32 protein-coding genes and 1 tRNA gene are annotated in these 25,458 nt (G+C 63.9%); 17 read left to right on the top strand and 16 right to left on the bottom strand.

The genetic code is table 11. The annotated features are described in order from the left end of the window. Positions 1 to 64: 64 nt before the first annotated feature. The 3 genes from gcvT to CHINAEXTREME_RS10730 are packed head-to-tail and all read left to right on the top strand — an operon-like array spanning position 65 to position 2,717. A complete protein-coding gene (gcvT, locus tag CHINAEXTREME_RS10740; RefSeq protein ID WP_007143548.1) occupies positions 65 to 1,162 on the top strand; it encodes a glycine cleavage system aminomethyltransferase GcvT in 1,098 nt (365 codons plus the stop codon). A gap of 5 nt (positions 1,163 to 1,167) precedes the next feature. Next, a complete protein-coding gene (gene gcvH / locus CHINAEXTREME_RS10735; RefSeq protein WP_007143547.1) occupies positions 1,168 to 1,551 on the top strand; it encodes a glycine cleavage system protein GcvH in 384 nt (127 codons plus the stop codon). A 47-nt stretch (positions 1,552 to 1,598) separates the two neighbouring features. After that, positions 1,599 to 2,717, top strand: coding sequence for an E3 ubiquitin ligase family protein (locus tag CHINAEXTREME_RS10730; protein WP_238593250.1), 1,119 nt, complete (start codon positions 1,599 to 1,601; stop codon positions 2,715 to 2,717). Between the two features lie 6 nt (positions 2,718 to 2,723). Here the strand turns inward: CHINAEXTREME_RS10730 and CHINAEXTREME_RS10725 are convergent, their stop codons facing one another. The 3 genes from CHINAEXTREME_RS10725 to CHINAEXTREME_RS10715 form a co-directional block, all read right to left on the bottom strand. Further along, positions 2,724 to 3,035: a hypothetical protein gene (locus tag CHINAEXTREME_RS10725; protein ID WP_007143545.1), complete on the bottom strand. Its 312-nt coding sequence runs from the start codon at positions 3,033 to 3,035 to the stop codon at positions 2,724 to 2,726. Between the two features lie 93 nt (positions 3,036 to 3,128). Then, the gene (locus CHINAEXTREME_RS10720) at positions 3,129 to 3,839 is read right to left on the bottom strand and encodes a helix-turn-helix domain-containing protein (protein WP_007143544.1); all 711 of its coding nucleotides are present in this window, start codon (positions 3,837 to 3,839) and stop codon (positions 3,129 to 3,131) included. A gap of 245 nt (positions 3,840 to 4,084) precedes the next feature. Next, entirely contained in the window at positions 4,085 to 4,285 is a 201-nt protein-coding gene (locus CHINAEXTREME_RS10715; RefSeq protein WP_076738724.1) for a DUF7835 family putative zinc beta-ribbon protein, read from the bottom strand. Between the two features lie 211 nt (positions 4,286 to 4,496). Between CHINAEXTREME_RS10715 and CHINAEXTREME_RS10710 the strand changes: the two genes are divergently transcribed. Together CHINAEXTREME_RS10710 and CHINAEXTREME_RS10705 are read left to right on the top strand one after the other, a co-directional pair. After that, on the top strand, positions 4,497 to 4,847 hold the full coding sequence (locus CHINAEXTREME_RS10710; RefSeq protein WP_007143543.1) for an ArsR/SmtB family transcription factor: 351 nt from the start codon (positions 4,497 to 4,499) through the stop codon (positions 4,845 to 4,847). Between the two features lie 58 nt (positions 4,848 to 4,905). Continuing rightward, complete coding sequence (locus tag CHINAEXTREME_RS10705) at positions 4,906 to 5,178, top strand: DUF7521 family protein (RefSeq protein WP_007143542.1); 273 nt, start codon at positions 4,906 to 4,908, stop codon at positions 5,176 to 5,178. A 54-nt stretch (positions 5,179 to 5,232) separates the two neighbouring features. Here CHINAEXTREME_RS10705 and CHINAEXTREME_RS10700 read toward each other — a convergent pair whose 3' ends face one another. Further along, positions 5,233 to 6,333: a M48 family metalloprotease gene (locus tag CHINAEXTREME_RS10700; protein ID WP_007143541.1), complete on the bottom strand. Its 1,101-nt coding sequence runs from the start codon at positions 6,331 to 6,333 to the stop codon at positions 5,233 to 5,235. A gap of 323 nt (positions 6,334 to 6,656) precedes the next feature. Between CHINAEXTREME_RS10700 and CHINAEXTREME_RS10695 the strand changes: the two genes are divergently transcribed. The 3 genes from CHINAEXTREME_RS10695 to CHINAEXTREME_RS10685 are packed head-to-tail and all read left to right on the top strand — an operon-like array spanning position 6,657 to position 8,832. Next, on the top strand, positions 6,657 to 6,887 hold the full coding sequence (locus tag CHINAEXTREME_RS10695) for an AbrB/MazE/SpoVT family DNA-binding domain-containing protein (protein WP_007143540.1): 231 nt from the start codon (positions 6,657 to 6,659) through the stop codon (positions 6,885 to 6,887). Next, the gene (locus CHINAEXTREME_RS10690) at positions 6,888 to 7,268 is read left to right on the top strand and encodes a type II toxin-antitoxin system VapC family toxin (protein ID WP_007143539.1); all 381 of its coding nucleotides are present in this window, start codon (positions 6,888 to 6,890) and stop codon (positions 7,266 to 7,268) included. Between the two features lie 43 nt (positions 7,269 to 7,311). Beyond that, positions 7,312 to 8,832 (top strand): replication factor C large subunit, encoded by a 1,521-nt coding sequence (locus CHINAEXTREME_RS10685; RefSeq protein ID WP_007143538.1) that lies wholly within the window; start codon positions 7,312 to 7,314, stop codon positions 8,830 to 8,832. A gap of 101 nt (positions 8,833 to 8,933) precedes the next feature. Here the strand turns inward: CHINAEXTREME_RS10685 and tnpA are convergent, their stop codons facing one another. Then, the gene (tnpA, locus tag CHINAEXTREME_RS10680) at positions 8,934 to 9,341 is read right to left on the bottom strand and encodes an IS200/IS605 family transposase (protein ID WP_044961696.1); all 408 of its coding nucleotides are present in this window, start codon (positions 9,339 to 9,341) and stop codon (positions 8,934 to 8,936) included. Positions 9,342 to 9,385: 44 nt separating this feature from the next. Between tnpA and CHINAEXTREME_RS10675 the strand changes: the two genes are divergently transcribed. Both CHINAEXTREME_RS10675 and CHINAEXTREME_RS10670 read left to right on the top strand, forming a co-directional pair. Continuing rightward, complete coding sequence (locus tag CHINAEXTREME_RS10675; protein WP_007143536.1) at positions 9,386 to 10,690, top strand: RNA-guided endonuclease InsQ/TnpB family protein; 1,305 nt, start codon at positions 9,386 to 9,388, stop codon at positions 10,688 to 10,690. A gap of 120 nt (positions 10,691 to 10,810) precedes the next feature. Beyond that, complete coding sequence (locus tag CHINAEXTREME_RS10670; protein WP_007143535.1) at positions 10,811 to 11,023, top strand: hypothetical protein; 213 nt, start codon at positions 10,811 to 10,813, stop codon at positions 11,021 to 11,023. 58 nt (positions 11,024 to 11,081) lie between these two features. Here CHINAEXTREME_RS10670 and CHINAEXTREME_RS10665 read toward each other — a convergent pair whose 3' ends face one another. Both CHINAEXTREME_RS10665 and CHINAEXTREME_RS21460 read right to left on the bottom strand, forming a co-directional pair. Next, the gene (locus CHINAEXTREME_RS10665; protein ID WP_049918421.1) at positions 11,082 to 12,308 is read right to left on the bottom strand and encodes an aminotransferase class I/II-fold pyridoxal phosphate-dependent enzyme; all 1,227 of its coding nucleotides are present in this window, start codon (positions 12,306 to 12,308) and stop codon (positions 11,082 to 11,084) included. Positions 12,309 to 12,504: 196 nt separating this feature from the next. Then, positions 12,505 to 13,320, bottom strand: a complete 816-nt coding sequence (locus CHINAEXTREME_RS21460; protein WP_152423913.1) for a hypothetical protein — start codon at positions 13,318 to 13,320, stop codon at positions 12,505 to 12,507. A gap of 467 nt (positions 13,321 to 13,787) precedes the next feature. On the opposite strand from CHINAEXTREME_RS21460, the gene CHINAEXTREME_RS10655 reads away from it, so the two are divergent. Then, positions 13,788 to 14,783 (top strand): hypothetical protein, encoded by a 996-nt coding sequence (locus CHINAEXTREME_RS10655; protein WP_007143533.1) that lies wholly within the window; start codon positions 13,788 to 13,790, stop codon positions 14,781 to 14,783. Positions 14,784 to 15,078: 295 nt separating this feature from the next. On the opposite strand, the gene CHINAEXTREME_RS10650 is transcribed toward CHINAEXTREME_RS10655, so the two are convergent. The 3 genes from CHINAEXTREME_RS10650 to sucC form a co-directional block, all read right to left on the bottom strand. Continuing rightward, positions 15,079 to 15,528, bottom strand: a complete 450-nt coding sequence (locus CHINAEXTREME_RS10650; protein WP_007143531.1) for a universal stress protein — start codon at positions 15,526 to 15,528, stop codon at positions 15,079 to 15,081. A gap of 186 nt (positions 15,529 to 15,714) precedes the next feature. Beyond that, complete coding sequence (gene sucD / locus CHINAEXTREME_RS10645) at positions 15,715 to 16,587, bottom strand: succinate--CoA ligase subunit alpha (RefSeq protein WP_007143530.1); 873 nt, start codon at positions 16,585 to 16,587, stop codon at positions 15,715 to 15,717. Further along, positions 16,584 to 17,735, bottom strand: a complete 1,152-nt coding sequence (gene sucC / locus CHINAEXTREME_RS10640) for an ADP-forming succinate--CoA ligase subunit beta (RefSeq protein WP_007143529.1) — start codon at positions 17,733 to 17,735, stop codon at positions 16,584 to 16,586. Before sucC ends, sucD begins: the two co-directional genes overlap by 4 nt. Before the next feature lie 300 nt (positions 17,736 to 18,035). Here sucC and CHINAEXTREME_RS10635 point away from each other — a divergent pair, with 300 nt between their 5' ends. After that, the gene (locus CHINAEXTREME_RS10635; RefSeq protein ID WP_007143528.1) at positions 18,036 to 18,908 is read left to right on the top strand and encodes a UbiA family prenyltransferase; all 873 of its coding nucleotides are present in this window, start codon (positions 18,036 to 18,038) and stop codon (positions 18,906 to 18,908) included. 9 nt (positions 18,909 to 18,917) lie between these two features. On the opposite strand, the gene CHINAEXTREME_RS10630 is transcribed toward CHINAEXTREME_RS10635, so the two are convergent. Continuing rightward, positions 18,918 to 19,145: a DUF5795 family protein gene (locus CHINAEXTREME_RS10630; protein WP_007143527.1), complete on the bottom strand. Its 228-nt coding sequence runs from the start codon at positions 19,143 to 19,145 to the stop codon at positions 18,918 to 18,920. Positions 19,146 to 19,320: 175 nt separating this feature from the next. Between CHINAEXTREME_RS10630 and CHINAEXTREME_RS10625 the strand changes: the two genes are divergently transcribed. Then, positions 19,321 to 19,638 carry a hypothetical protein gene (locus tag CHINAEXTREME_RS10625; protein ID WP_007143526.1) on the top strand — a complete coding sequence of 106 codons (318 nt, stop codon included), beginning with the start codon at positions 19,321 to 19,323 and terminating at the stop codon, positions 19,636 to 19,638. Positions 19,639 to 19,725: 87 nt separating this feature from the next. Here CHINAEXTREME_RS10625 and CHINAEXTREME_RS10620 read toward each other — a convergent pair whose 3' ends face one another. Then, positions 19,726 to 19,980: a HalOD1 output domain-containing protein gene (locus CHINAEXTREME_RS10620; protein ID WP_007143525.1), complete on the bottom strand. Its 255-nt coding sequence runs from the start codon at positions 19,978 to 19,980 to the stop codon at positions 19,726 to 19,728. 238 nt (positions 19,981 to 20,218) lie between these two features. Here CHINAEXTREME_RS10620 and CHINAEXTREME_RS10615 point away from each other — a divergent pair, with 238 nt between their 5' ends. After that, the gene (locus tag CHINAEXTREME_RS10615) at positions 20,219 to 20,428 is read left to right on the top strand and encodes a hypothetical protein (protein ID WP_007143524.1); all 210 of its coding nucleotides are present in this window, start codon (positions 20,219 to 20,221) and stop codon (positions 20,426 to 20,428) included. Between the two features lie 146 nt (positions 20,429 to 20,574). Beyond that, positions 20,575 to 20,979, top strand: coding sequence for an SPW repeat domain-containing protein (locus CHINAEXTREME_RS10610; protein WP_007143523.1), 405 nt, complete (start codon positions 20,575 to 20,577; stop codon positions 20,977 to 20,979). Positions 20,980 to 21,190: 211 nt separating this feature from the next. Here CHINAEXTREME_RS10610 and CHINAEXTREME_RS10605 read toward each other — a convergent pair. Further along, a tRNA-Glu gene (locus CHINAEXTREME_RS10605) sits at positions 21,191 to 21,265 on the bottom strand. Between the two features lie 65 nt (positions 21,266 to 21,330). Continuing rightward, positions 21,331 to 21,471 carry a hypothetical protein gene (locus CHINAEXTREME_RS21455; RefSeq protein WP_156875542.1) on the bottom strand — a complete coding sequence of 47 codons (141 nt, stop codon included), beginning with the start codon at positions 21,469 to 21,471 and terminating at the stop codon, positions 21,331 to 21,333. Positions 21,472 to 21,542: 71 nt separating this feature from the next. Here CHINAEXTREME_RS21455 and CHINAEXTREME_RS10600 point away from each other — a divergent pair, with 71 nt between their 5' ends. Then, positions 21,543 to 22,280, top strand: a complete 738-nt coding sequence (locus CHINAEXTREME_RS10600; protein ID WP_007143522.1) for a fumarylacetoacetate hydrolase family protein — start codon at positions 21,543 to 21,545, stop codon at positions 22,278 to 22,280. 42 nt (positions 22,281 to 22,322) lie between these two features. Here CHINAEXTREME_RS10600 and CHINAEXTREME_RS10595 read toward each other — a convergent pair whose 3' ends face one another. Both CHINAEXTREME_RS10595 and CHINAEXTREME_RS10590 read right to left on the bottom strand, forming a co-directional pair. Next, positions 22,323 to 23,423, bottom strand: coding sequence for a CNNM domain-containing protein (locus tag CHINAEXTREME_RS10595; protein WP_007143521.1), 1,101 nt, complete (start codon positions 23,421 to 23,423; stop codon positions 22,323 to 22,325). Between the two features lie 147 nt (positions 23,424 to 23,570). Beyond that, the gene (locus CHINAEXTREME_RS10590) at positions 23,571 to 23,858 is read right to left on the bottom strand and encodes a DUF357 domain-containing protein (RefSeq protein ID WP_007143520.1); all 288 of its coding nucleotides are present in this window, start codon (positions 23,856 to 23,858) and stop codon (positions 23,571 to 23,573) included. A gap of 182 nt (positions 23,859 to 24,040) precedes the next feature. Between CHINAEXTREME_RS10590 and grxC the strand changes: the two genes are divergently transcribed. Beyond that, complete coding sequence (gene grxC, locus CHINAEXTREME_RS10585; RefSeq protein WP_007143519.1) at positions 24,041 to 25,414, top strand: glutaredoxin 3; 1,374 nt, start codon at positions 24,041 to 24,043, stop codon at positions 25,412 to 25,414. Positions 25,415 to 25,458: the final 44 nt, after the last annotated feature.

The raw sequence follows: 25,458 nt of genomic DNA, 5'->3' as shown, positions 1-25,458 counted from the left end.
GACTGTCCGAGGGCGATTCGGCCGACGGAAAGACATTACTATCCCCGGAATGTCAGCCTCAAGTATGCCGCTTCAGACGCCGCCGTTACGTGGGATCCACGACGAGCGCGGAGCGAAGTTCACGGAGTTTGGCGGCTGGGACATGCCGGTCGAGTTCGACTCGATCCAGACGGAACACGACGCCGTCCGCGAGGACGCCGGCATCTTCGACGTCTCTCACATGGGTCAGATTCACGTCAGCGGCCCTGACGCAACGACCCTGATGCAGCGGCTCACGACCAACGACGTGAGTCGACTCGACGTCGGCGACTCCCAGTACGCAGCCATCACCGACGAGGACGGAATCATCATCGACGACACCGTCGTCTATCGACTCCCGGACGAGGACGGGGAGCCGACCTACCTCTTCGTTCCCAACGCGGGCACCGACGAGGAGACCCACGAACGCTGGATCAGCTATCGGAACGACCTCGACCTCGAGGCGACCGTCGACAACCGGACCGACGAGTACGCGATGTTCGCGGTCCAGGGGCCGTCGGCCCCCGATCTGGTCGAGGCGGAGACCGACGAGTCGGTCACCGATCTCTCCCGGTTCGAAGCCCAGTACGCGACGATCGACGGCATCGACTGCTGGACGGCTCGCACCGGCTACACCGGCGAGGACGGGTTCGAACTGATCGTTCCCTGGTCCGAGGCCGAGCACATCTGGTCGCTGTTCGACTGCCAGCCCTGCGGGCTCGGCGCCCGGGATACGCTCCGGATCGAGGCCGGTCTCCTGCTTGCCGGACAGGACTTCGATCACGAGGACGACCCGCGGAACCCCTACGAGGCCGGCATCGGCTTCACCGTCGACCTCGAGACAGAGTTCGTCGGCCGCGACGCCCTCGCGGAGATCGAGGAAGAGGGCGTCGAGGAGAAACTGGTCGGCTTCCAGTTGATCGATCGTGGCGTCCCCCGGCACGGTTACGACGTGACGAACACCGAGAGCCGCGTGATCGGCACGGTCACGAGCGGCACGATGAGCCCGACGCTGGAACAGGCGATCGGCTTCGCGTACGTTCCAGTCGAGTACTCGGATCCTGGAACGACCCTGCAGGTCGTCGTCCGCGGCCGGTCGAAAAAGGCAAGAGTTGAAACCACACCCTTCATCGATACTGCATAAGCACAATGAGCTTCGACGTACCCGACGACAGGCGGTACCTGGAATCGCACGAGTGGGCCGAAGAAACCGACGGCATCGTCCGCGTCGGTATCTCCGACTTCGCACAGGACGAACTCGGCGACGTAGTCTTCGTCGAACTCCCCGACGAGGGCGACGACCTCGGTCAGGAAGAAGAGTTCGGCGTCATCGAATCGATCAAGGCGGTGTCGGACCTCTACGCGCCGGTCGGCGGCGAAGTCGTCTCGATCAACGAGGAACTGTTCGACGCGCCCGAACTCGTCAACGAGGACCCGTTCGGCGACGGCTGGATGCTCGAGATCGAGGCCGACGACACGGACGAACTCGAGACCTTGCTGTCCGCCGACGAGTACGAGGACCAGATCGCCTGATCGGGCCGCCGGGCTCGGGCTCCCGTTTACGCCTCCACTTCTTTTCGATGGTAGTTGTAGTTGCATCGACGGCGTCGTCGTTCACTCTCGCAACAGCAACACCAACACCAACAGCAACAGCGGCCGCCACCGACGCGATCACCGGCCTCGATCTCGCCGTGCTGGCGCTTTTGGCACACGTCTGGCTGCTCGTCGTCGGACTGGCCGTCTGGAACGACGACGCCCGGACGGGCCTCGACTGGCTCGACCGGCGGGTCGACCTCGACCCCCGCCTCTACGCGGTCGCGATGGGAGTCGCGACCCTGCTGACGTGGCTCCCTTTCGCTCTCGGGCGATATCCCGTCGGCCCCGGGAACCCGTTCGGACGGAGTCGAATCGTGCTGGGGGTCATCGTCGCCGGCGGGCTCCTCGTCGGGACCGGCTGTTACCTCCTCGCGGGCGCGGCGACCAACGCCCGGTCGTATCTCGCCGTCCGACGGAGCCGGCCGATCGAAGCGGCCGGCGTCGAAGCCGAGTCGGGGCTGATCCGCGTCGACGGGGAAGTCACTCCGATCGAAGGGACTCTCGAGGCCCCGGTGAGCGGGACCGAGGCGGTCCAGTACCGGCTGGACGCGACTCGAGTCGCCGAGGACGAGCGGCTGCCGACGGAGTCGCCGACGGTTGGGGCCGGCCGGGGAACGGAGCCCGGCTTCGCGGGCCTCGGATCGCTGCTCGTCGACCACACCGAGCGCGTCGACGAACGTCGGGTCCCCTTCGCCGTGCGCGACGAGACCGGGCGCATCGCGGTCGATCCCGAAGGAGCAACGGTCCGCCTCGAGCGGTCGGCATCCGTCCCCGTCCCGGCCGATGCGGCCCCGCCGGAGCCGCTCGCGACCCGGCTCCTCGAGACCGACGGCGAGGACCCCGAGGCCGACGCCGCCGTCTACCACGAGTCGGTACTCGAGCCGGGTGACGAGGTGACGGTGGTCGGCGTCGCACGCGACGGGCCCACGATAACGGACGCCCCGTCGATGCCGGAGTTCGTCGTCGTACCGGGGAATGACCGCGCCGTGGACCGTCACTTCCGGCGGACGATAGCCGGCTGTGCCTTCGGAGCCACGGTGACGGGTGCGACCGGACTGTGGCTCCTGCTCGGGCTGGCTGGGCACGGATGGTGGCTGTTCTGAGACGGGTTATCGGCGGTCGGCGTCGGAGGTCGACCGCGACCTCGATTCTGCCTCGGCCCCCGACCCGGAACCCCCGTCGCCGTCACCATCGGTGCTCGGTCCCGACGCTCCTCGAGCGGACGTCGCTTCGGATTCGGCCTCCGTGGACGATCGGTTAGAATGCACCAACACTCCTCCCGCGAAGGCCACGGCGACGGCCGCCCAGAGCAACCAGAGCTTCGAGTCGTCGATCGCATAGACAACGCCCAGCGAGCCCATGTACGCGATGGTCAAAAGAAGCGTGCGCCGCTCGCTCGTCCGCAGTTTCGAGGGGCTCATCGCCGATCACCCACAATCGTTGGCTCCATCGTCGCTCTCATCGTTGGCGATCCCGTGCCCGTCCCATGCCCGAGTTTGTCCGGCGACCCGCCGCTACTCGATCGTGACCAGTCGATCCAGCACGTCCTCGAGCGGCGCGTCGGTCACGGCAAGCGCGTAGCCGTCGATGCGCGCCAGGTCGGCCGCGTGATCCCACAGGTCGTCCTCGTCGATCCCGTGTAACACCACCGCGTTGGGGGTCGGGTTGACGACTCGCAGGGCAACCAGCGGCGACTCCCCGCGAGTCACGCCCGTGAAGACGAGCACACGGTTCGTACTCTGTCCGTAGAGGCGGAAGAACTCCTCGCTGGACAGTCGTGTGATCGCCTCGATGCTGTCGATGACGGTGTGGCCGCTGACGCGATCCGTGTTACCGGCCGTGACCTCCGTCGCCCCGATGTCCTCGTACAGCGACTCGAGGGGGATCGACGTCGCGTACTCCCGCAGGTCGTGAACGACGTCGCTGTCGAACCCCGCGGAGAGAACCCGACCGTACTGTCGGATGCGGTCCCCGCCGCGGCGCTCGTCGATGGCGAGTAGTCCCTCGACGAGACGACCGACGACGCCGATCCCCGGGCTCTCGCGTCGCCCGCTCTCGTAGTCGGAGATGACCGACGAGGAGACGTCCAGCTCCCCGGCCAGGTCGGTCTGGGAAACGTCGAAGTCGGTTCGCCACTTTCGCAAAGTCGCGCCGGGGTCGTCGCTCAGCGTGATCTCCCCGGCGATCTTCTCCGCGAGTTCTCGTTTCGGCCCGCGTCCGCCCATAGTCGTGTCGGTTGCGCGGTCGACTCAAGTAGCTACCGGAGACGCTTCGAGAACTCGGATCGAAAACACGCACGGACGGTCCCGGTATCGCTCCCGTCGTCTCGCCACCTCCCCGCCCGGTCGTCGCCTCGCCGCGATCGTCCGATACGGATCCCTGTCCCGATAGATCGGCGCACCCGCCGCCCTAGTCGCGGTCGCGCCGGAACTGACGGACAGTAAACCGTCCGAGTGGATGGGGGTTCCGATCAGGCGTTGTTCATCCGCTGACTCTCCCTGTTGCCACACCGCTGACATTCCCGAACACGGTATGGTTCACGAGAGTACTGTGCGTTGTCGCCGCTGCCACCTTCGGTTACGAGCTGGACCGAGACCTCGTGCAACGTGTCTGTACCACACACTTCACACGGTTCGGTCATCCCATTTGATACGCCATCAGTCGTTGCCATATCTCGATATCACACCCTTGCATGATATATCGTGGTCAGCGGCTTCGGGACAGGAAAAGCGGTATATATAGGCTTTCTCACGAGCTGAAAACACCCGACTTGATTCTTCTCCGATAGTGTCATAGTATAAATACTATTGCGAGCTGACTGACATGTAAACGCCCTGGACGACTCGGAAAGTTTTTGCTGTGAATGTTTCTAATAACGAGACATGGATGATGAGTCCTCCATCGAAGAAATACTCGATACGATCGGGGACGAACACGCACGCACCGTTCTCGCGTCGATTAGCCGAGAACCCGGCTCGGCAAAAGAACTCGCGGAGCGGCTCGATCTCTCCCAGCCGACGATCTACCGTCGTCTCGACCTGCTCGAGGAGAACGACCTGATCAAGGATCGAACTCTCGTGGCCGACGACGGGAACCACTACAAGGAGTACACCTGTAACTTCAACAGCACGGTCATCTCCCTCGAAGACGACGAGTACGACGTCCGTATCTTCCGCGAGGAGAACCTGCCGGATCGATTCAGCAGACTCTGGGACGACCTGGGCGTGCAATAACGATGGTGGGAAACGATTCCGCCCTCTCCCGACGGGTCCGCCGGGCCGGTGAGCGCCGATGGAGGTAGTCATCGAAGCCCTCCTGATGATGATGCAGATGACGGTGTTCGCCCTGGCGCTCGGGCTGACCCTCATCAGTTTCCAGTCCTATCGTAAACAGCCCTCGAAGCGCCTCGAATCGGCGTTCATCGGGTTCGCGTTCCTCAGTATGGGCGTCGGACTCACGACGATCATCTCGCAACTCCCGTCTCCCTCGACCGTGTTTTACATCGTGGAGACGGTCCCGTTCATCGTCGGGTTCGGCATGCTCTATCTCTCGCTGTATCGCTGACGCACGTCGTTCGTTTCGGTTCGTCCTGCCCTTTCGTCTCGAGGTGTTCGTCGATCAGTCGTCACCGGACGCCACGGCAGCCCGGAGTCGCTCGATCCGTACGGCAAGCGGCGGGGTCGTTCCGAACCAGGTGCGTTTCGGTGACGTCTCGAGATCGAACCCCGACTCGTCGGCGGCCCGCTCGAACGCGTCGGCCAGCGTTCCCGGTCCGACCCGCTCGGCAGCACGTGCGTCCGCGCGCAATCGGAGCCGTCGGGAGACGGCGAACCCGACGAACCCCAGTACTGCCGTCGCTCCGATTCCGGCGGGCAGTTGCAGTTCGCCGGTCAGACCCGCCAACAGTGGCACGGCAGCACACACGAGGACGATCGCGGAGACGAACCGCTCGCAGTGGGCTGCCTGCTCCCGCCGAGCCGCGACGACTCCGGTCAGAGCCTCGTCTTCGAGTCCCGACAGCGCACCTTCACCGACGAAGAGCGTTCGGCCGCCGGGCGCTCCGAGTAGTTCGACGCCAGCGTACCGATCGCCGGCCTCGACGACGCGTACGCGTCGTGGCTCGAGGCTCACCGCCTCGAGGATCCCCTCGAGCCGATCCTGCTCGGGGCCGGTCGGCGGTCGCGTCCCGATCGTTAACTCTCGGAGGAAGGGACTACCGGCCCAGAAGCCAGCGAAAAACAAAAGCAGTACTCCGGCAACTGCGAGCGCCCCGGCTTCGATCGCCGGCTCGAGCAGGGAGGCGAAAAGCAGAGTAACCATAAACAGCCCGGACACGTACCGGAAATAGTGGTTTCGGGCGCAAGACGGATCGTCCATCCCCGGCAGGTCGTACCGGCGTGCAATCCCGGCGACCGTTCCCGCCGCGACACACCCCGCGGCGACGCCGCCGGCGACGGCAGCGAGGACCACGGTGCCGACGCCGTCGCCGCGGAGTAGGTCCCCCACGGTCGCGCCGGCATCGACGACGATCCAGACGGCGATTCCCACGACCGCCGACGGGCCGATCGCCACGACGTTCGCTCCGCGAACGGCCCGTTCGTCGCTCCAGTTGCGAGCCAGACGGCCGTAACCGTAGCCGAGACCGACGCCGAGAACCGAGGCAGTCCCGACGCCGAACGCAAGGAGGAGCCACAGGAAAGACGTGCTCAGGGGGGACATATGCCCAGAGGTTTCAGTCAAATACAATATCCTTTCGGTCGAGCGCCCGATGAATCGCGTGGGCCCACGACCCCCACGAGCACGCGACGGTGCGGTCGGCGAGCGCGAGGAACGACGCTCTGCAACCACTAAACGCGGCTCGCACCAACCACGTGCCAGTGAGCGACTGAACCGAGAAGACGAGAAAATTCGCTGTAGATTCGATGTACTGAGTGTGGCAACTGGTACGCGAACGGGTGGCCGGACTCGATAGCTACTCCCGCTGATGGGTATATCGATGAATTCGGGGAACGTTTTTATTTTCGCCCACCGAACATCGGGGTATGGCAGACGTAGCGCTGGACGACCGCGGTCGTCTCACGCTCCCGAAGGAGATCCGGGAGCGATACGGGGACCGATATCACGTCGTTCAGCTTCCCGGCGGGGTCAAATTGGTTCCAGTCGCCGACGACCCGCTCGAGGCACTCAGGGACGAATTCGCTGACGTCGAGAAGTCGGCCGATGAACTTCGTGAAGACGCTCGTGACGCGGCGCTCGACGAGGCCGGACGATAGATGTATGCGGAAACCGATTTTCTCCTCGCGCTGATCAAGGACGAAGACTGGCTCGGCGAGGCCGCCGAGTCAGTGTACCGAGAACACCGCGACGAGTTGTGGACGTCGCAGTTCACGCTCATCGAACTCCTGCTGGTCGCCTATCGTGAGGAACGCGATACCGAACGCGTCGTTTCGAACGCCGCCAGTCTCGTCGAGATACGCGGTGACGTCGAGACGGTCGTTACGGCGGCGACGTACGTGGAAGACCACGGGTTTACGCCGTTTGACGCACTTCACCTCGTCGAATCGAACGGAGAGACCATCGTCTCGAGCGATGGCACATACGAGGACGTTACGTCTCGTGTCGACCTGAAGTCGGTCGGCGAGCGCGAGGAATGACGCTCCGCAACCACTAAACGCGGCTCGCACCAACCACGTGCCAATGAGCGACTGGACCGAGAAGTACCGCCCGACGACCCTGTCGGAGGTACGCGGAAACAACAAGGCCCGCGACCAACTGAAGGAGTGGGCCGAGACGTGGGACGAGCACCGGGACGCGGTGATCGTCCACGGCAGCCCCGGCGTCGGGAAGACCTCTGCCGCCCACGCGCTGGCCAACGACATGGGCTGGCCGGTCATGGAGCTAAACGCCAGCGACAACCGCCAGGCCGACGTTATCGAGCGCATCGCCGGCGAAGCCTCGAAGAGCGGCACCCTCACGGGCGGCGGTGCGGGCCGCCGACTCGTCGTCCTGGACGAGGCCGACAACTTCCACGGGAACGCCGACTACGGCGGCTCGAGGGAAGTCACGCGGGTCGTCAAGAACGCGAACCAGCCGATCGTCCTCGTGGCCAACGAGTTCTACGACATGAGCCAGTCGCTGCGAAACGCCTGCGAGACGATCGAGTTTCGCGACGTCTCGAAGCGGTCGATCGTTCCGGTCCTTCGGGACATCTGCCGGCGCGAGGGCGTCGAGTTCGAGGAGGAAGCCTTAGAGAAGATCGCCGAATCGACCAGCGGCGACCTGCGCTCGGCGGTCAACGACCTCCAGGCGGTCGCCGAGGAGGCCGAGCGACTGACCGTCGAGGACGTCGTCACGAGCGAGCGCGACACGACCGAAGGCATCTTCGACTTCCTCGATACGCTGATCAAGGAAGAGGACGCCCAGGGGGCGTTGCAGGCCTCCTACGACGTCGACGAGACACCCGACGAGATGTTGAACTGGATCGAGGACAACGTGCCCAAAGACTACGAGGGGGCCGAACTCGCGGACGCCTACGAGTTCCTCTCGAACGCCGACCGATGGCTCGGCCGCGTTCGCGCCACCCAGGACTACTCGTTCTGGCGGTACGCGAGCGACAACATGACCGCGGGCGTCGCCGCCTCCCGCCGGGAACCCAAGGGGGGCTGGACCCGCTACGGGCCACCGAGTTACTGGCGCAAACTCGGCAGCAGCAAGGGCAAGCGCAACACCCGTGACGCCATCGCCGAACGGATCGCCGAGCGCGAGGGAACGAGCGTCGCGACGGCCCGCCGCGAGATCCTGCCGTTCCTCTCGGCCATGACCCACCACTGCAAGAACCGCGATCTGACGGTCCGGATGACCGCGGTCTACGAACTCGACGAGAAGGACGTCTCGTTCGTTACCGGGAGTGGAAAAGACACCAACAAGGTCCAGTCGATCGTCGAAGACGCGGAGGAGATGCGAACCGAAGCGACCGTCGAGCACTCCGGCAGCGCCTTCTTCGGCAGGGGCGAAAGCGAGGACGGCGACGAACCCGACGACACCGACGAGACGCAAACGAAACCGGAACCCGACGACTCGAGCGGCCAGGTAACGCTCGGCGACTCGAGCGACGAGAGCGACGCCGAGACGGAAACCGGATCGGCGTCCGACTCCCCGGACGCTGCCACGAGTGCAGAACAGGACGAGGATCAGTCGGGGCTAAACGACTTCCTCTAAACAAAAAGCAGCGCGAGTTCCCCGCCCTTCCGAAAACCGCAGGTTTTCGGCTTTCGCAAATCTTCGATTTGCGTCAACACCGGGGTCGGGGGTGAAGCGCGTCACTCCGGCGCGTGTTCCGTCTCCTCAATATACCGTTCAACTACTTCTTCCGAGACTGCCCCCGTCGTCCCCACGTAGTACCCAACCTTCCAGAACCCACCTCCCCAGAAATACGACTCCCGAATCTCGGGAGACCGCTCCAGTAAGTGCTTTCCAGAGTACGACTTGAACTGCCGAGCGATGTCTGTCGAACTGTGCTTCGGGTCAGTTTGCACGAACAGGTGAACGTGGTCATCCGCGATCTCCAGCGCCAGAATCTCGTGTCCAAAGTGATCGGCAGTCTCACCAAACAACTCCCGCACGTCGTCCTCCACTACATCGAGAACAGGGTGGCGATATTTCGGGCACCAGACGAAGTGATACTTGCAGGAACTAACCGAATGTGCGTGACTGCGGTACTTCTCCATCCCTAATCCCCACATTTATGATTGGTTAGAATGATTGTCAAAGTATGGGTGAAGAAGCCACGAAGACGATTCAGACGCGCCTTCACGTAGCGTCTGGTGAACGGTCGTGGCTTCGCGACGCCCGCCTCGCTTCACGTGAGATTTTCAACCAAACCATCCGCCTCAAACAACGTGGGTACACCCGGACCGAGATACAAAAAGAAGTTGACCGCGATGACTTCTTGCGAAACAACAAGTGTGCGGTCGTCGGCAAGGCTCTCCAGACGTGGGACTCCTACCAGGCACTCAAAGACTGGTGGGAGAACCAAGACGACCCTGATGGCGGGAAGCCGACGCCACCGAGTACGGGCAAATCTGGCGCGTACCCACTCGTGATGGCTCACACGGAAGGCTATCGCCTCACCGTAGACGACGACACCAATCGTGTCCAGTTCCGCATCAGTCCGAAACCCTACAAGAAGGTGAAGGGCCATCTACGCGGTGAACCGGACGCGATAGACGATCTACGGGACGCTATCACGTCGGACGAGGTAGATGTGGGGCAGGCAGAACTCCTGTACCGCGATGGCGTGTACTACCTACATGTCACGGTCACACGCGAGTTCGACGTGCCCGAACCCAACACCAGCGACACGCTCGTCGGCGTGGACATCAACGAGCGAAACGTCGCGCTCACTGCCCTCGACCGCGAGACGATGCAGACGAAGGGCACGCTCGTCCTCGACTACGGACGAGTCAAACAAGAACGCCAACGCTACCACACCATCACGAAACGCTGTCAGGAACACGGCAAGGCAAGCATCCACTGGAAACTCGGTGACAAAGAAGAACGATTCACCGAATGGGTACTGCATCGGCTTTCCCGTGCTGTCGTGGAGTTCGCGGAGCAGTTCTCGAACCCGGTCATCGTGTTCGAGGACATGAGCGGTATCCGCGACGAAATCAAGTGCGGGACGTATATGAACCGCCGACTGCACAAACTCCCGTTCCACAAGTTCGAGACGTTCGTCTCGTACAAGGCGACGTGGCGGGAGATTCCCACGGACACGGTGAATGCCTACTATAACTCGAAGACGTGTTCGTGTTGTGGTGAGCGTGGTGATCGGAAGGGACGGCGGTTCCGGTGTCCGAACGACGAGTGTGACGTGGTGCAAGATCACGCTGACCGAAATGCGTCGGTGAACATCGCGTGGCGCGAGAAGGCGAAACTCGACGACAACGAATCGAATTACCGGACTCACAAAACCCAACCGCAGGTGAGATTGGTGCGTCTGTCCGGGTCGGGGCGTGTAAGCCGCCCAACCTCATCCCGCTCGCTTGCCGAGCAGGGAGTGCTAGCGCACGGCTGAGGGAATTACAAAAGCCTCGGGCCACCGTGCCCGAGGTTGTTTACGGCGAGCTGTCAGTATTACTACCACCGGTAGTCTTACGTCGGTCACCGTCGTCACTACGCCACGGTGAATGGCGAGATGACCGATCAGCAGCGATGCCCGCTCTGTCCGAACCGGTACGATCAGCGAACGGATCTCCGAGTGCACCTCGAGGTCGAGCACCGGAAATCCGAGATCGTATCGTGGCTGCTCGACCGCGAGTCCCAGGAAGCGGGGAAGGTGCCGTCCCGCGAGGGCGGGGCCGACGAGTCCGCCGTGCTCGAGCGGGATCGAGCGGCGACGTCCGCTTGACTTCTTTCCAGCGCCGAACTGGGGACCGCTCGAGAACCGACCGGGACCACGGACCCGGCTACAGAACCCCGACTTCCTCGCCGGCCGCCTGAATCGCCTCCAGACAGGCGACCACGTCGTCCGGCTCGTGGGTCGCCATCGGCGTGATCCGGAGCCGCCACTGATCGTCCGGAACGCGGATCGGCTCGACCGCCGGAACGACGACGTCCCGTTCCCGAACGCCGTCGGCGACCGCGACCGCGTCCGAGCGGTCTCCGACCGGGACGGTGAGGATCTGCGAGTCCCCGAGCGCCTCGAGGCCCAGCGTCTCGAGGCCATCCCGCAGGTGGGCGACGTTTTCCCAGATCCGTTCGCGAACGCTTCCATAGCGTGCGCGGTGAAGTGCCTCGCTCGCAGCCGCGGCCGCCGTCGGCGCGAGTCCGTACGCGGCGGCGAACGATCGGCAGTCTCGCACCAGACACTCGATCAGGGCGTCGCTCCCGGCGACGTACCCGCCCTGGCTGGCCAGCGCGGTCGAGAGCGACCCCAACTGGACGTGAATTCGATCCTCGAGGCCCTCAGCCTGAACGACCCCGCCGCCGCCGGCGTAGAGGCCGGTGGCGTGAGTCTTGTCGACCGCGATCCAGGCACCGAACTCGTCGGCGAGGTCACAGATCGCCGACAGCGGTGCGACGGTGCCGTCGACGCCGAAGACGGTGCTGGTGACGATCAGCCACGAGTCCTCGACGGCCCCGTCCGCGTCGTCCGAACCGGCTGCTCGCGCCCGCTGCTCGAGTGCTGCCTCCAGACTCCCGGGATCGCAGTGGTCGTAGGTCACCCGCTCCGCGCCCGCGAGCCGGCAGCCGTCGACGAGGCTCGCGTGGATCGCTTCGTCGGCGAAGACGACGTCCGGCTCGAGGGCCGTGATCGTTCCGACCGTGGCGGCATACCGCGAGGAGAACGCGAGCACACGGTCGGTCCCCTCCGTCTCCGCGAGTTGTCGCTCGAGGTCGTGGTGGAGTAACGTGTCCCCGGTTCGGAGGCGGCTCGCGCCGGCCCCGGTGCCGACGGCCGCAGCAGCCTGTCGCACCGCGTTCTGGACCCGCTGGTCGTCCGTCAGCCCCAGATAGTTGTTCGATCCGAACACGAGCGTCTCCTCGGACTCGAGTACCGGAAGATCACCGCCGGCCGGTGGGGCGAAGTAGCCGCGTTCCGCCACCCGGTCTGCAGGTGACAGTGCCCGCCTGTGCTCGTCGCCCTCGAGAGACGCTAGCCGACCCTCGAGGTCGAACCCGCGGTCTTCCATTCGCGTGAACCGAGTCCGCGGGTTGGTTTTACTCTCACGGTTCCGCTCGAGGGTGAGTGTCCGGCACATACCCCTCGTGACGACCGTCGGTTCCGCTGGATCAGTAGAACCGGACGGTGATTAACGTCCGCGGCTCGAGACGGAAAAGTCGGAACGATCGGTGGATCCAGGGTTCGAGAGCGACTCGGATCTTTGTTTATTTTTTGTGCTTTTCGTCCTTTCGGTCTTGTTGACCGAATGGGCCTGCCGGTTCGGATTGGCTCCAGGCGAAGGCATCACCACTGGTAGCGTCGCTCACTGTCTCCGAGTTTTGGACGTTCGTGTTCGACTGGTTGAGATCGACGTTTGTACGAGCATCGCCGGATTCGATGGTTTGGTCGCCGACGTCTACGTCAACGTCGACTAAGTCGTCTTCAGCCTGCGGACCGTCCGGTGGTTCGGGTTCTGGCGGTTCCGGCGGTTCTGGCGGTTCTGGCGGTTCCGGCGGTTCTTCTCCGACGGGAATTACGCAGAATGTGACATTACTGATAGCTGGCGCACCACTGCCACCCTCGTTAAACCGAAACGTCCCGCTAAACCGGTCGGTCCCTGTCGGGAACGTCTCCCGCGTTGTGTTTCCACCAAACACACAGATATAAATTATCTGCCAGGATGTAGAATCGGTTACGCTGTACGAGAATTCGATTGGTTCACACTGGTCCCCGTTCTTGAAGTCAGTGGGTGAGACAGTGACCAAGGGATTGTCTTCCGAATCTAAAACGAAATTACACTGAGAGCTCCAATCGTATTTTACCCTCACGGCGTTTTCGTCGACCGCTTCACAGCTCTGACATGCCCCAGGGGGCTGCGCCGAGACTGCCCCTGTACCGATAGTGCCGACGACACCTGCTACCCCGATGCCTTTCAGTATCTTCCTGCGATTTATTGTCGACTCACCGGACGCATCGTTTCCATCTGGGCCGTTTTCTGTCATAGTCGTGGTTCCGTTGAGTTCCGTCTCTCGTTCGGCCACCTCACCTCCCAGCTCCCTACCTTCTCCGACGGAACACGCTCGAGATGGTGTCTCCGGGCCAAGATGAAGCCGAGTGGTTGTTCGTCACGTATGTTCGATATTACGATGGATTATGGGGGTCGTACGATCACGGCCGATCGACTCGAGATACCAGGCCGGAACCACGCTCCCTGAATCTGCAGAGGGATCGGATCAACACCATCTATCCGGCACCGGAGGTCTGGAAACCGGGCCACAGTTGACTTCGGAGTATCAGAAGACGGTCTTGATCCTTCTCCGTCCGGTGCCGTCCACGATTATTTGTACAGTGAAGCGTTCGGCGTCATATTTGGACGAGTGTCCACACTAAATCGGCGGTGCTGACGAAAACGGCCGACACGCTAATATGTATCTACTCTCGCACACCGGCCGTGCAAAAATTCCAAAAATTAAATAGCTGTGAAAATGTATTTCAACGAAATCGACCTATGACCGACGGCACAATCGAGGACGACGCGGGGAAGCCCGGTGGCGTGGGCGGTGGTGGGATCGAGTTCGCCTCGAGCGCCGACGAACTGTTCGGCGGGATCGCGGACGAGTCTCTCGGCGATCCGTCGATCGACGATCGTTCCGGGGACGGAACGGACGAGGGCGGGGACGATGACGATGCCGACGCCGAAGCCGACGCCGGCGATGGAATCGAAGACCGGACTGCGGCGTCCGTCTTCGGAGAACTCAAGGATACGGTCGGGAACGACGCCGATACCGACGGGTTGCTGGACGGCGAGACCCCGGACGACATCATCGCGAGCGCCGACGAACCGGAGCCGGAGCCAGGGTCGGAGACCGAGGCGGACGAGGACATCCTCGCGGACGAGGGGGAACTCGAGGACCTCCTGTTGACGGGCCGAACCGAGGGCCAGGAGTTCCTCTGGGTCGACCCCCCGGGCGAGGGTGACGACGAGACCGACGGCGAGTCGGCGGTGAAACTCGACTGGGAGGCAAACGTCGAGACGGCGACGGATACGGAAGCCGAACCGACGCCGGTCGAAAGCGACGGCGACAGCGACAGCGACGGCGACGGCAACGGAAGCGCCGACGGAACCGCCGATCGCGACGAGGGGACGGCAGCGAATGAACCATCCTCGAGCGACTCCGATCTCGAGGACACCGCCGAGGAGAGGGCGGAGCCGCTCGAGGACGCCGGAGACGAAACCGCGAGCGCGGAACCGGAGGAGAGTGAAGGAGAGAACGAAAGCGAGAGCGCCGTGACCGACGCAAGCGTCGAGGCTCCTGACGAATCCTCAGCGACGGACGGCGGGGGTGACGGGGAAGACGGGGACCACGCAACTGCCGCAACTGACTCCGTCCCCGGCCCTGACCCCGATTCCGATTCCGACCCCGATCCTGATCCCAATCCCGATTCCGATTCAGCCACCCCCGGGCTCTTCCGCCGATTGCTATCGAAACTCAACCCGTTCTGAGCTCCCCGGACGACGCGCTCAAGGATCGCTCGGGTGCCACCCGAGCCCCGTTCGGCGTACCGTGTACGATCCCGCACCACACTCCGGACAACCGGTCCCGCCCGTATCCGCGCCCGAACGCATCGGGCGGTCCGGGATGGTGTGGGTTGCCCCGCACTGATCGCACTCGAGATGGACGGACATCGTGGTTCGATCTCCGACGGACGGCCGGATAGGGGTACTGCCGGAATCGGCCAGGAACGTGGCGCCAGTACGACCTGTTAGAGGCCACTCGGAGCCACGGCTCGTGGCACGGTCAGGCGCTGTCGTCTTCGTCCACGTTGACCGTAACGACCGGCACCGGCGAGGACCGGACGACCCGTTCCGCGACGCTCCCGATCAACTCCCGGGAGGAACCGGTCCGCCCCGAGGTTGCCATGACCACGAGATCGACGTCGTTCTCGTCGACGTACTCGAGGATCGTTTCGTGGGGAACGCCACGGACGACTGACGTTTCGACCTCGAGGTCGGCCGTCTTCGCCCGGTCGGCGACAGCGGCGACGGCCCGGTCGCCGGCGTCGAACAGCGACCCGTAGATTTCCTCCTCGGTTTCGCTGTCTATGTTGTTGCCGAACGCCGGCGACGACTCGACGACGTACTGGGTGTGCAACGTCGCGTCGTACTGCGTCGCGAGGTCGATCGCGTGCTCGAGGGCGACTTCCGATCGCGCGGAACCGTCTGTCGGCGCGAAGATCGCGTCGTACATAGCCGTGCATTCGGATAAGCGGTTTGAAGGGCTTTCGGCCCCTTTCGCCGACCGATACCGAGGAGTCTCGAACGGACTCGAAAGGGGCAGAACGCGAGCGGAGAACGGAAAACGAGTCGAAAACCGAAACCGCGAACGGGATCGGGGATCGAAGATCGAGGATCGGGCGCTATCGGCGGCGCCGAATCAGGCCAGGAACTCTTCGATGTGGTCGGCGACTTCCTCCGGGGTGTCGCCGACGGGGACGCCCGCGTCGTTCAGCGCCGAAATCTTGCTCTCGGCGGTGCCGGTGCCGGAGCCGGAGACGATGGCGCCGGCGTGGCCCATGCGCTTGCCCGGCGGGGCCGTGCGGCCGGCGATGAACCCGGCGACGGGCGTGTCGACGTGTTCGTCGATGTACGCGGCGGCCTGTTCCTCGTCTTCGCCGCCGATCTCGCCGCACATGACGATCGCGTCGGTCTCGGGGTCGTTCTCGAACAGTTCGAGCGCGTCGATGAAGTTCGTCCCGATGATCGGGTCGCCGCCGATGCCGATGGCGGTGCTCTGGCCGAGGCCGCGCTCGGTGAGGTTGTCGACGACCTGGTAAGTCAGCGTCCCCGAGCGGGAGACCAGACCGACGTTCCCCTCGGCGAAGATGTTACCGGGGAGGATGCCCAGTTTCGCCTCGCCGGGCGTGATGAGACCGGGACAGTTCGGACCGACGAGTCGTGTGTCGGTCTCGGAGAGGCGCTTGTTGACCTTGGCCATGTCCTGGGTCGGGATGCCCTCCGTGATCGCGACGGCCAGATCGAGGTCCGTATCCAGCGCCTCGAAGATGGCGTCGCCCGCGAACGCCGGCGGGACGAAGATGACCGACGTGTCGGCGTTCTCCTCCTCGACGGCCTCGTGGACCGTATCGTAGACGGGGACGCCGGCGGCCTCCTGGCCGCCCTTGCCGGGAACCGCGCCGGCCACGACGTTGGTCCCGTACTCCATCATCTGTTCGGCGTGGAACTTGCCCTCCCCGCCGGTGATACCCTGTACCACGACGCGCGTGTCGTCGTCGACTAGAACGCTCATTGTTCGTTCACCTCCGCGGCGTACTCGACGGTACGCTGGACCGCGTCCTCGAGGGTCTGTTCGACCGTCACGAGGTCCTCGTTCAGAATTTCCATACCTTCCTCCCAGTTGGTGCCCGCCAGTCGGACGACGACGGGCTTGGGAATCTCGTCGAACTGCTCGAGCGCCTCGTTGATACCGCGGGCGACCTCGTCGCCGCGGGTGATGCCGCCGAAGATGTTGAAGACGACGGCGTCGACGTTCTCGTCCGAGAAGACCATATCGAGGGCGTTGGTGATGCGTTCGGCCTTCGCGCCGCCGCCGACGTCCAGGAAGTTGGCGGGTTCGCCGCCGTAGTGGTCGACGAGGTCCAGCGTCGTCATGACGAGGCCCGCGCCGTTACCGATGATGCCGACGTTACCCGAGAGACGGACGTAGTCGAAGTCGTACTCGTCTGCCTTCCGCTCGAGTTCGTCACCGCCCGCGGCTTCCTCTTCCATCTCCTCGAGGTCGGGGTGTCGGAAGAGTGCGTCCTCGTCGACGTTCATCACGGCGTCGGCCGCGATGACCTCGTCGTCGTCGGTGATCATCAGCGGGTTGATCTCGACGTCGGAACCGTCCTTGCTCTCCCAGAGGTCGTACAGCGTCTTCAGGATGCTCGAGACGTCGCGGGCGACCGCCTTGTCGACGCCCGCATCGTAGACGGCCTTGCGGGCCTGGTAGGGGTGCATGCCGAAGGAGGGGTCGATGTGTTCGCGCGCGATCGCGTCGGGGTCCTCCTCGGCGACTTCCTCGATGTTGACCCCGCCTTTGGTCGAGACCATCGCGACGGGCTTGCCCTCGCCGCGGTCCATCGTGATCCCGACGTAGAGTTCGTTCGTGAAGTCGACGGCCTCCTCGACGAGGACCTGATCCACGTGGTAGCCCTTGAGGTCCATCCCCAGAATCGAATCCGCTGCCTCGCGGGCTTCCTCGCTGTTCTCGACGAGTTTGATCCCGCCGGCCTTGCCGCGGCCACCGACGTGTACCTGCGCCTTGACTGCGACTGGATACCCGATCTCGTCGGCCGCGTCAACGACCCCGTCGACGTCGGAGGCGAGTTGTGATGCCGGCGTCGGGATGCCGGCGTCGGCGAAGACCTCCTTCGCCTGATATTCGTGTAGTCTCATATCCATTCGAACGGCCGTTCCGGCCTTGCTTAAATCCTGCCAGTTCCGCTCGGGACGGAGTAGCACCCGGGCCTCGGGAGAGACATCTCGGCGAACGATCTACCGTCTACCGTTCCCGCGACCGAAGCGTTTGACTCGAGCGAGTCCCTAGCACGTCACACGGACGGACCGTCGACCGCCGCGGCGCACGTTCGACGCCACTCACGGGACGACGATTTCGGAGGACCGCGGTTCCACACGTCGATCGGCCACAGTCCGCGCCAGCCACGCCGACCACGCTACACGCCAGGACAACGACCGGTGACCCATCCGACTGTCACGCACCGAACGCGGCGGTTGATCGCCTCCCTCGAGCGCGCACTCCGCGGACTCGTCCACAGTAACCTCTTCATCTCGCTGGCGACGATGAGCGTCGTCGTTACGACGGTCGTCCTCGCCCACCTCCCGCTCGAGCCGTTGCCGCTGTTTATCGTCTTCGCGGCGACGCTGTTCGTCTACACCGTCAACCGGTTCACCGATCTCGAGGAGGACGAGGAGAACGTTCCCGACCGGGCGTCGTTTACCAAACGCTACGGCCGGTACCTGCTCGTACTCGGCATCGGGCTGTACGTCGCCGCCATCGCCGTCGCAGTGGTCCTGGGGCTGCCGGGAGCCGTCTACCTCCTCCTGCCGCTTGCCGTCGCGCTCCTGTACTCCGTCGGCGGAATCAAGCAGGTCTTCCTGGTGAAGAACCTCTTCGTCGGCTTCGCCTGGGGCGTGATCCCCCTCGGGGTCGGCTACTACTACGGCCAGCTCTGGACCCTCGAGATCCTCGTGATCACGGGATACGTGACCGCGATGATCACCGTCGCCGCGGTGATCTTCGACGTCAAGGACATCGAGGGTGACCGCGAAGAAGGGATCGCGACGGTGCCCAACCGCCTCGGGACCGCGGCGACCAGACGGTACACGCAGCTCGCCAACGTCGTGATCGCGGCCGCCGTCGTCGCCATCGTCGTCGGCACGTCGCTGTCGCTCGAGTTCCTCGCTCTCCTCGCGATGAACGGCTACGTCGCCGGCTACATCCCCTTCGCCCACCCGGACCGGACCGTGCTGTACTACGGGTTCATCGTCGACGGCGAACACGTGTTCCTGGCCGTCGTCGTCGTCGGACTCGAGTGGCTCGTCTGGTGACCGCCGCAGTCAGTCCCGGTCGGTCTCGCTCCAGTCGCAGTCCTGGCACTTCCAGCCGGTGACGAACTCGGTGACGGAGGGCATGTAGCCGACTTTCAGGACGTCGCCGCCGCAGTCGGGACAATCCCTGTCGGCTTCCTGGATCGATTCGGCCTCCATGACAGAGTCTCCCTCGACGAGTTCCGCGAGTTTTTCGGCCGTAACCATACGTCCCTGAACGACGCGATTTTGGCTCACGTTCGCGCTCCGTGCGCGATCACCCTAAGCGTTTCCGGGCCAAGCCGCCGTACCGTCGTCCGACCGCGCGACCACGCCCTCCACCGCCTCTGGAACCGGATCGAACGGGGCAACGGAGAAGCGGCCTGTAGCTGCGGGCCCAACGGTATAGGGCGCCCGAAGCCAAGACCGGACCATGGAAACGCGATGGGCGACCGTCGACGGCGTCCGGGTACGCCTCCCCGAGAACGTGACGGCCGATCAGTTACGAGACGCCCTCTACAAACCCGAGGACGCCGTCCTGGTCGGCGTGACGGGCGACCTCGTAACAGTCGTTCACGAGGAGGAGCGGCCGCTGTCGGAGCTGATCGCCGGTTGTGCCGATACCTACTACTTCAGGCGGGACGGCGAACTCGAGCGCACGGACATCCCCGCCATCTCCGAAATCGAAACGGCGACCGACGATCCGACGCAGGACGAGACGACGTTCCAGCGTCCCGACGTCAACCCCTGAACTGGTCGAATCCGTTCCCCCATAGCCGTTCCCCCATAGGCTTCGTAACCGGAGCGATCGACAGTAGCCGGGCCCCAAGCCTCTCCGCTATTCACTCTCGACGGTCACGACCGGTTCGTCGTCGAACTCGACGGTGATCCGATAGCCCGCGTAGGGAAACTCGACCCGTCCCGTCCGGGTCGTCCCGGACTCGGTCGTCGAAAAGACGGCCGTCAGCGCGTCGGGATCGACCGCGTCGAACAGCGGCGGTAACTCGGTGGGATCCGCGTCCTCAAGCGTGGCAACCGCCGTTACGATCCGTTCGCATACCCCGTCGGCATCGCCCTCGAGGCTCTGTCTCATTGCTACGGTTGGCTACGCTCAATCGTTAATATATTCCGGTATCAAAATAACCCAAATTAATTTTCTGTAGTTATAGCTATCCACACTATCCGATTGCTTCCGCCAGTTCTCCACGACATCCTTATAGAGGAAACGCATGTCCAATTGAATTCGGTTTCTGCAGCCTCTAGTAGCCGATCGTTATCGACAGCGGGAAAATATTGAAGTGTCTGCACACCCTTTCGTGGTACACAATACCATGAGTGTAGATATCACTCTCGAGCGAGTCGACGACGTCCCTGCCGAATCCCGGATCTGCCACTACGACGAACTGGGCGAAGCAGCGAAGGAACGCCTTCCAGCGCTGACGGATGATCCGGGCACTGACGTCGACGGGACCGTCGCGGATGGATTCCAGGACTGCGATCTCGTCAAGTTCACCGAGTACTACGAAGTTTCCCTGCACTGACTGCGTTCGATCGAACTCTCGGTTTCATCACCCGCTAGCGACCGCACTACTCCGCTACTTCGCTACTTCGCTACTCCTGAGAAGACGACTCTCACCGGCGTTTACACGGTCGTACCTTTAGTGACCTCGAACGCGTACGTGTAGTCATGACCACGAGCGACTCGCGATCGATCCACAGGGCGTCGCCGACGGCACAGCGCGCAATCGGGCTCGCGGCCGGCATCGGCGCATGGACGGTGTTCTCGGGCGTGTTATTTACCGGCACCGGGTGGATCGTCCCGCACAACCTGCTGATCGGGGTCGCGATCGCGACAACCGCTGCCTTCGCCGCGGCGTTTCCCGGCGGCGGGCCGCTCCCGATCCCCGGCCTCGTCCCGCGGCTCCTGACCGGACTGCTCGGAGGGTGGTTGCTTGCGTCGGCGTTCGTCTTCGGTCTGTCAGGGATTCTGTTCTGGAACAACGTCGTGGTCGGCGCAGTCGTCGCCGTCCTGGGGATCGCGAGCGTCGTCGCGAACCGTAACACGGCGGACGTCTCCGCGACGGCGACCTGATCGGATACCGTCGGACGTCTCGAGAGAGGAACAGACCGAGTCCGGGACAGTACGATATCGACAGCTATCGCTACCGAACGTGAGTACCGAGGCGTGGCCAGTCCGGGATTCGAACCACGCGAAGACGGTCGCCTCGCCGCGCTCGGCACTGCGCCCCCTCTCGTTCAAATCAGAATCGCATTCCTAGCTCACGAAATTGTTTGCGAAGAAGTGCTCCGTCTGGGATTTGAACCCAGGTCATCGGCTCGAAAGGCCGAAATGATTGGCCGGACTACACCAACGGAGCGTTCACGTCTTCACGCACCGCACCGGGCGGCGCGTCCTTCGAACGTATTCCTTCGTTGCTCGGGGCTAGTAAAAAGCGTTCCGTTCCGACGCCGTCGTGGGACAGCCTGACGCACCGTGGTCGCCGGCCGCGAACGACGCCCCCTCCAGCGGGTAGTCGTCTCCCGGTTCCTTGGCCGATCGATCCTCGAGAACTGGCGACGCCATCGGACAGCAGCGACCAGAACCGCCGTCTTCTCAACGTTTTTGACCCGCCAAGACGACCGAACAGCCAGACGATGAAATACGTTCGATTCCGTGATCCGGCCGGCGCCGTCCGGCGCGGCGAGTACGAGAGCGGCCACGTCCACTTCGCGAACGAGAGCTACAGCCTCGAGGGCGACGAGATCGACGTCCTGCCACCCTGTGCTCCCTCGAAGATCGTCTGTGTCGGGCGCAACTACGCGGACCACGCGGACGAGATGGGGTCGGACGTTCCCGACCGACCGCTGCTGTTCCTGAAACCGCCGAACGCCCTCGCCGGCCACGGCGATACCGTCACCACTCCTGCCGGCAAGGACCGCATCGACCACGAGGCGGAACTCGCCGTCGTCATCGGCGAGCAGTGTCGCCACGTCCCCGAGGCCGACGCCATGGACGTCGTCGAGGGCTTTACCTGCATGAACGACGTCTCGAACCGCGACGACCAGCGACAGGAGAAAAACTGGATCCGCGGAAAGGCCTTCGACGGGGCCGCACCGCTCGGGCCAGTACTCGCGACGCCGGACGAGGTACCCGAGGACGCGGCCGTCCGATCGCGGGTCAACGGCGACCTCAAACAGGACGGCTCCCGGGAGCAGTTGATCTTCTCGATCCCCGAACTGATCGCCGAGATCACGACCTACCTCACCCTCGAGCCCGGCGACGTCATCGCGACCGGGACCCCCGAGGGCGTCGGACCGCTCTCCGACGGCGACGAGGTCGAGATCGAGGTCGAGGGCGTCGGGACGCTCGAGCACACGGTTCGAATTCCCTGACCGTCCGCGCTGTGAGATTCTCCGACGATCGATCCCGCTCAGTCAGTGGAGAGCGCTTTCCCGTGTCGTTCTTCCTTCCTGCCCCCCGTACTCGAGATCGAGGGGATCGTCGATTTCGCCCATTACCGCCTCCAGGGCGTCGGTCGCGGTGAGCAAGCCGACGACCTCCGTTCCGGACTCGTCGTACACCAATGCGAGTTCCTGATGGTTCTCCTGAAACCGGTCGACCGCTTCGCTGATGGTCACGTCCTCCCGGATCGTCATCGGCGGGGCGGCGACCGCTTCGAATCCGACCTCGCCCCGCCGGAGGTCATCGAGTCGATCGATAACGGCGGGGACGTAGACGATTCCCCGAAAGTCGGCCGGTTCCTCGCCGATCAGCGGAAACCGCGTGTGGGGACTGTGTCCGATCCGATCGAGGTTCTCCCGGAGGGAGACAGCCGTCGAGAGGAAGACGATATCCCCGCGGTCGGTCATCACGTCGCTGACGGGGATCTCGCCGACAGTGAAGGCGTTGATGATCTCCTCCTTGCGCTCCCTGGAGAGGCCGCCACGGTCGAGTAAGGACCCCAACCGGTGGCGAAGTTCCGCCCGTGACTCGACGCGGTCGGTCTCGGTCTCGAGCCACGCTCCGGTCATCTCGATGCCGAAGCGTCGGAGCGTCCACTTCGCGACGCCGTCGCCGATCAGGATAACAGGATACAGCAGCTTCGCGAACCAGTACAGCGGTGTCGCGCCGTACCGGGCGACGAACTTCGTCCGCTCGACGCCGAGGTACGTCGGCGTCTGCTCGCCGTGGGTCAGGTGCAGCAGGTTGATGATGACGAACGCGACGAGCCCGCCGGCACCGATCGACGCGAGAACCGTGTTCTCGAACACCGGCGCGAGCAGCGACTTCAGCGCCGGTTCGGCGACGATGCCGACGGCGATGCTCGTCGCCGAGATCCCGACCTGACAGCTCGTGAGATAGATCTCGAGGTCCTGGGTCATCTCCCATGCCCGCCGAAGTCCGGGGACGTCGAACTCGGACTGGGGGTACTGTCGAACGCGAGTGAGCGCGAACTCGATCGCGACGAAGAACCCGTTCGCCAGGATGAGCAAGGCCCCCGCGAGCAACCGGACCGACAGTTCTACGGCCTCCATACCTGCACTCTAGTAGCTATCGTTATGAATGTCGGCCGGCGGTCGGGTGCCAGACTCCCGCTGGCAGGTTGGCTCCGCGACCGGAACCCGGGCCCAAAGCACGCGACGATGCCCGACGGTCGACGCCCATCGAACGACTCGAACGACTCAGTCGACGGTGAACAGGTGCCCCTCGGTAGGGACATCGAACAGTCCGACTCGCGCGCCCGCGTCCAGCCACGCGTGCCCGTAGGAAAACGATGCCAGCGCGTTGACCGGATCGTCGTTCTCACGGAAATGTCGCCCGTCCTCGAGATAGGACTCGGCCATCTCGTAACACTCCGCGGCGGCGTCGGCCATCGGCGTCCCCTCCGGCGGGGCGATCGTCGCCTCCGCGAGCGCCTCCGCGAGCAGTTCCCCGTACCGGTCGGTCTTCTCCTCGAGATCGGCGGCCATACCGGATCGTCGGGGCTGACGGCCCTAAACGCGTCGACACGATGCCAGCGGACGGGACGACAAACTGGATGACTACCCCTGGACACGCCCTCTCGCCGATCCCGGGCGACCCTCGCTCACCCGACGACCCTGCAGGGAACGCAACTCGTATACGCCACGTTTCCGTACACGAAGACAGACAAATGAGCGACCAGCCTCGAGTCGAGATCTATACGAAGGAGGACTGTCCCTACTGCGAGAAAGCGAAGGACCTCTTCGACAACAAGGGCGTCGAGTACGAGGAGTACAACGTCACTGGCGACGAGGAACTCTTCGAGGAGATGGTCGAACGCGCAGATGGCCGCAAGACCGCACCCGAGGTCTTCATCGACGACGAACTGATCGGGGGCTGGGACGACACGAGCGCCCTCGACGAGACGGGCGAACTCGACGAAAAGCTCGGACTCGTCACCGACGGCGGCGACGAGATCGTCGAACACCGTCCGCTGCTCATCGCCGGCACGGGAATCGCCGGCCTCACCGCCGCGATCTACGCCGGCCGTGCGAACAACGACCCGCTGGTCATCGAAGGCGACGAACCCGGCGGCCAGCTCACGCTGACCACCGACGTCGCGAACTACCCCGGCTTCCCCGAGGGGATCAGCGGCCCCGAACTCGTGAACAACATGAAAGAACAGGCCCGGAAGTTCGGCGCCGACCTGAAAAACGGCGTCATCGAATCGGTCGAGCGTGTCGAACAAAGTTCGACTGCAAACCAGAACGCGTCGCGTTCCGGTGACGACTCGAGCCGACCGTTCCGCGTCGAACTAACGAACGGGGACGTCTACACCGCCGACGCCGTGATCGCCGCCTCGGGTGCGAGCGCCCGCACGCTCGGAATCCCCGGCGAAGACGAACTGATGGGCTACGGTCTGTCGACGTGTGCGACCTGTGACGGCGCGTTCTTCCGCGGCGAAGACATGCTCGTCGTCGGCGGCGGCGACGCCGCGATGGAAGAAGCAACCTTCCTCACGAAGTTCGCCGATACCGTCTACATCGCCCACCGCCGCGAGGAGTTCCGCGCCGAGGACCACTGGGTCGACCGGGTCCACGAAAAGGTCGAGGACGGCGAGATCGAGATCATGAAAAACACCGAACTCGTCGAGGTCCACGGCTCCCAGGAAGAGGGGGTCGACCACGTGACGCTCGTCGAAAACGAGAAGGGTCACCCCACCGACCGCCTCGACGACCCCGAGACCAACGAGTTCGAGTTCGACGTCGGTGCCGTCTTCCTCGCGATCGGTCACACCCCCAACACCGAATATCTGGAGGACACCGGCGTGAAGATGGACGACGAAGGGTATCTGAAGACACAGGGCGGCGAGGGCGGCGGCCAGACCGAAACGGACGTGCCCGGCATCTTCGGCGCCGGCGACGTCGTCGACTACCACTACCAGCAGGCTGTCACGGCTGCGGGGATGGGGTCGAAGGCCGCGCTCGACGCCGACGAATATCTGGAAGACCTCGAGCGTGCGGAATCGGCGGGTGAAGTCGAAGCGGCTGCGGCGGACGACTGACCGAGACGAACCTACCGATTCGACACGTCTGTTGCGTTCGTAAG

Source organism: Halobiforma lacisalsi AJ5, from assembly GCF_000226975.2.
Lineage (GTDB): Archaea > Halobacteriota > Halobacteria > Halobacteriales > Natrialbaceae > Natronobacterium > Natronobacterium lacisalsi.
This window is presented reverse-complemented; position numbering and strand designations above follow the sequence as displayed.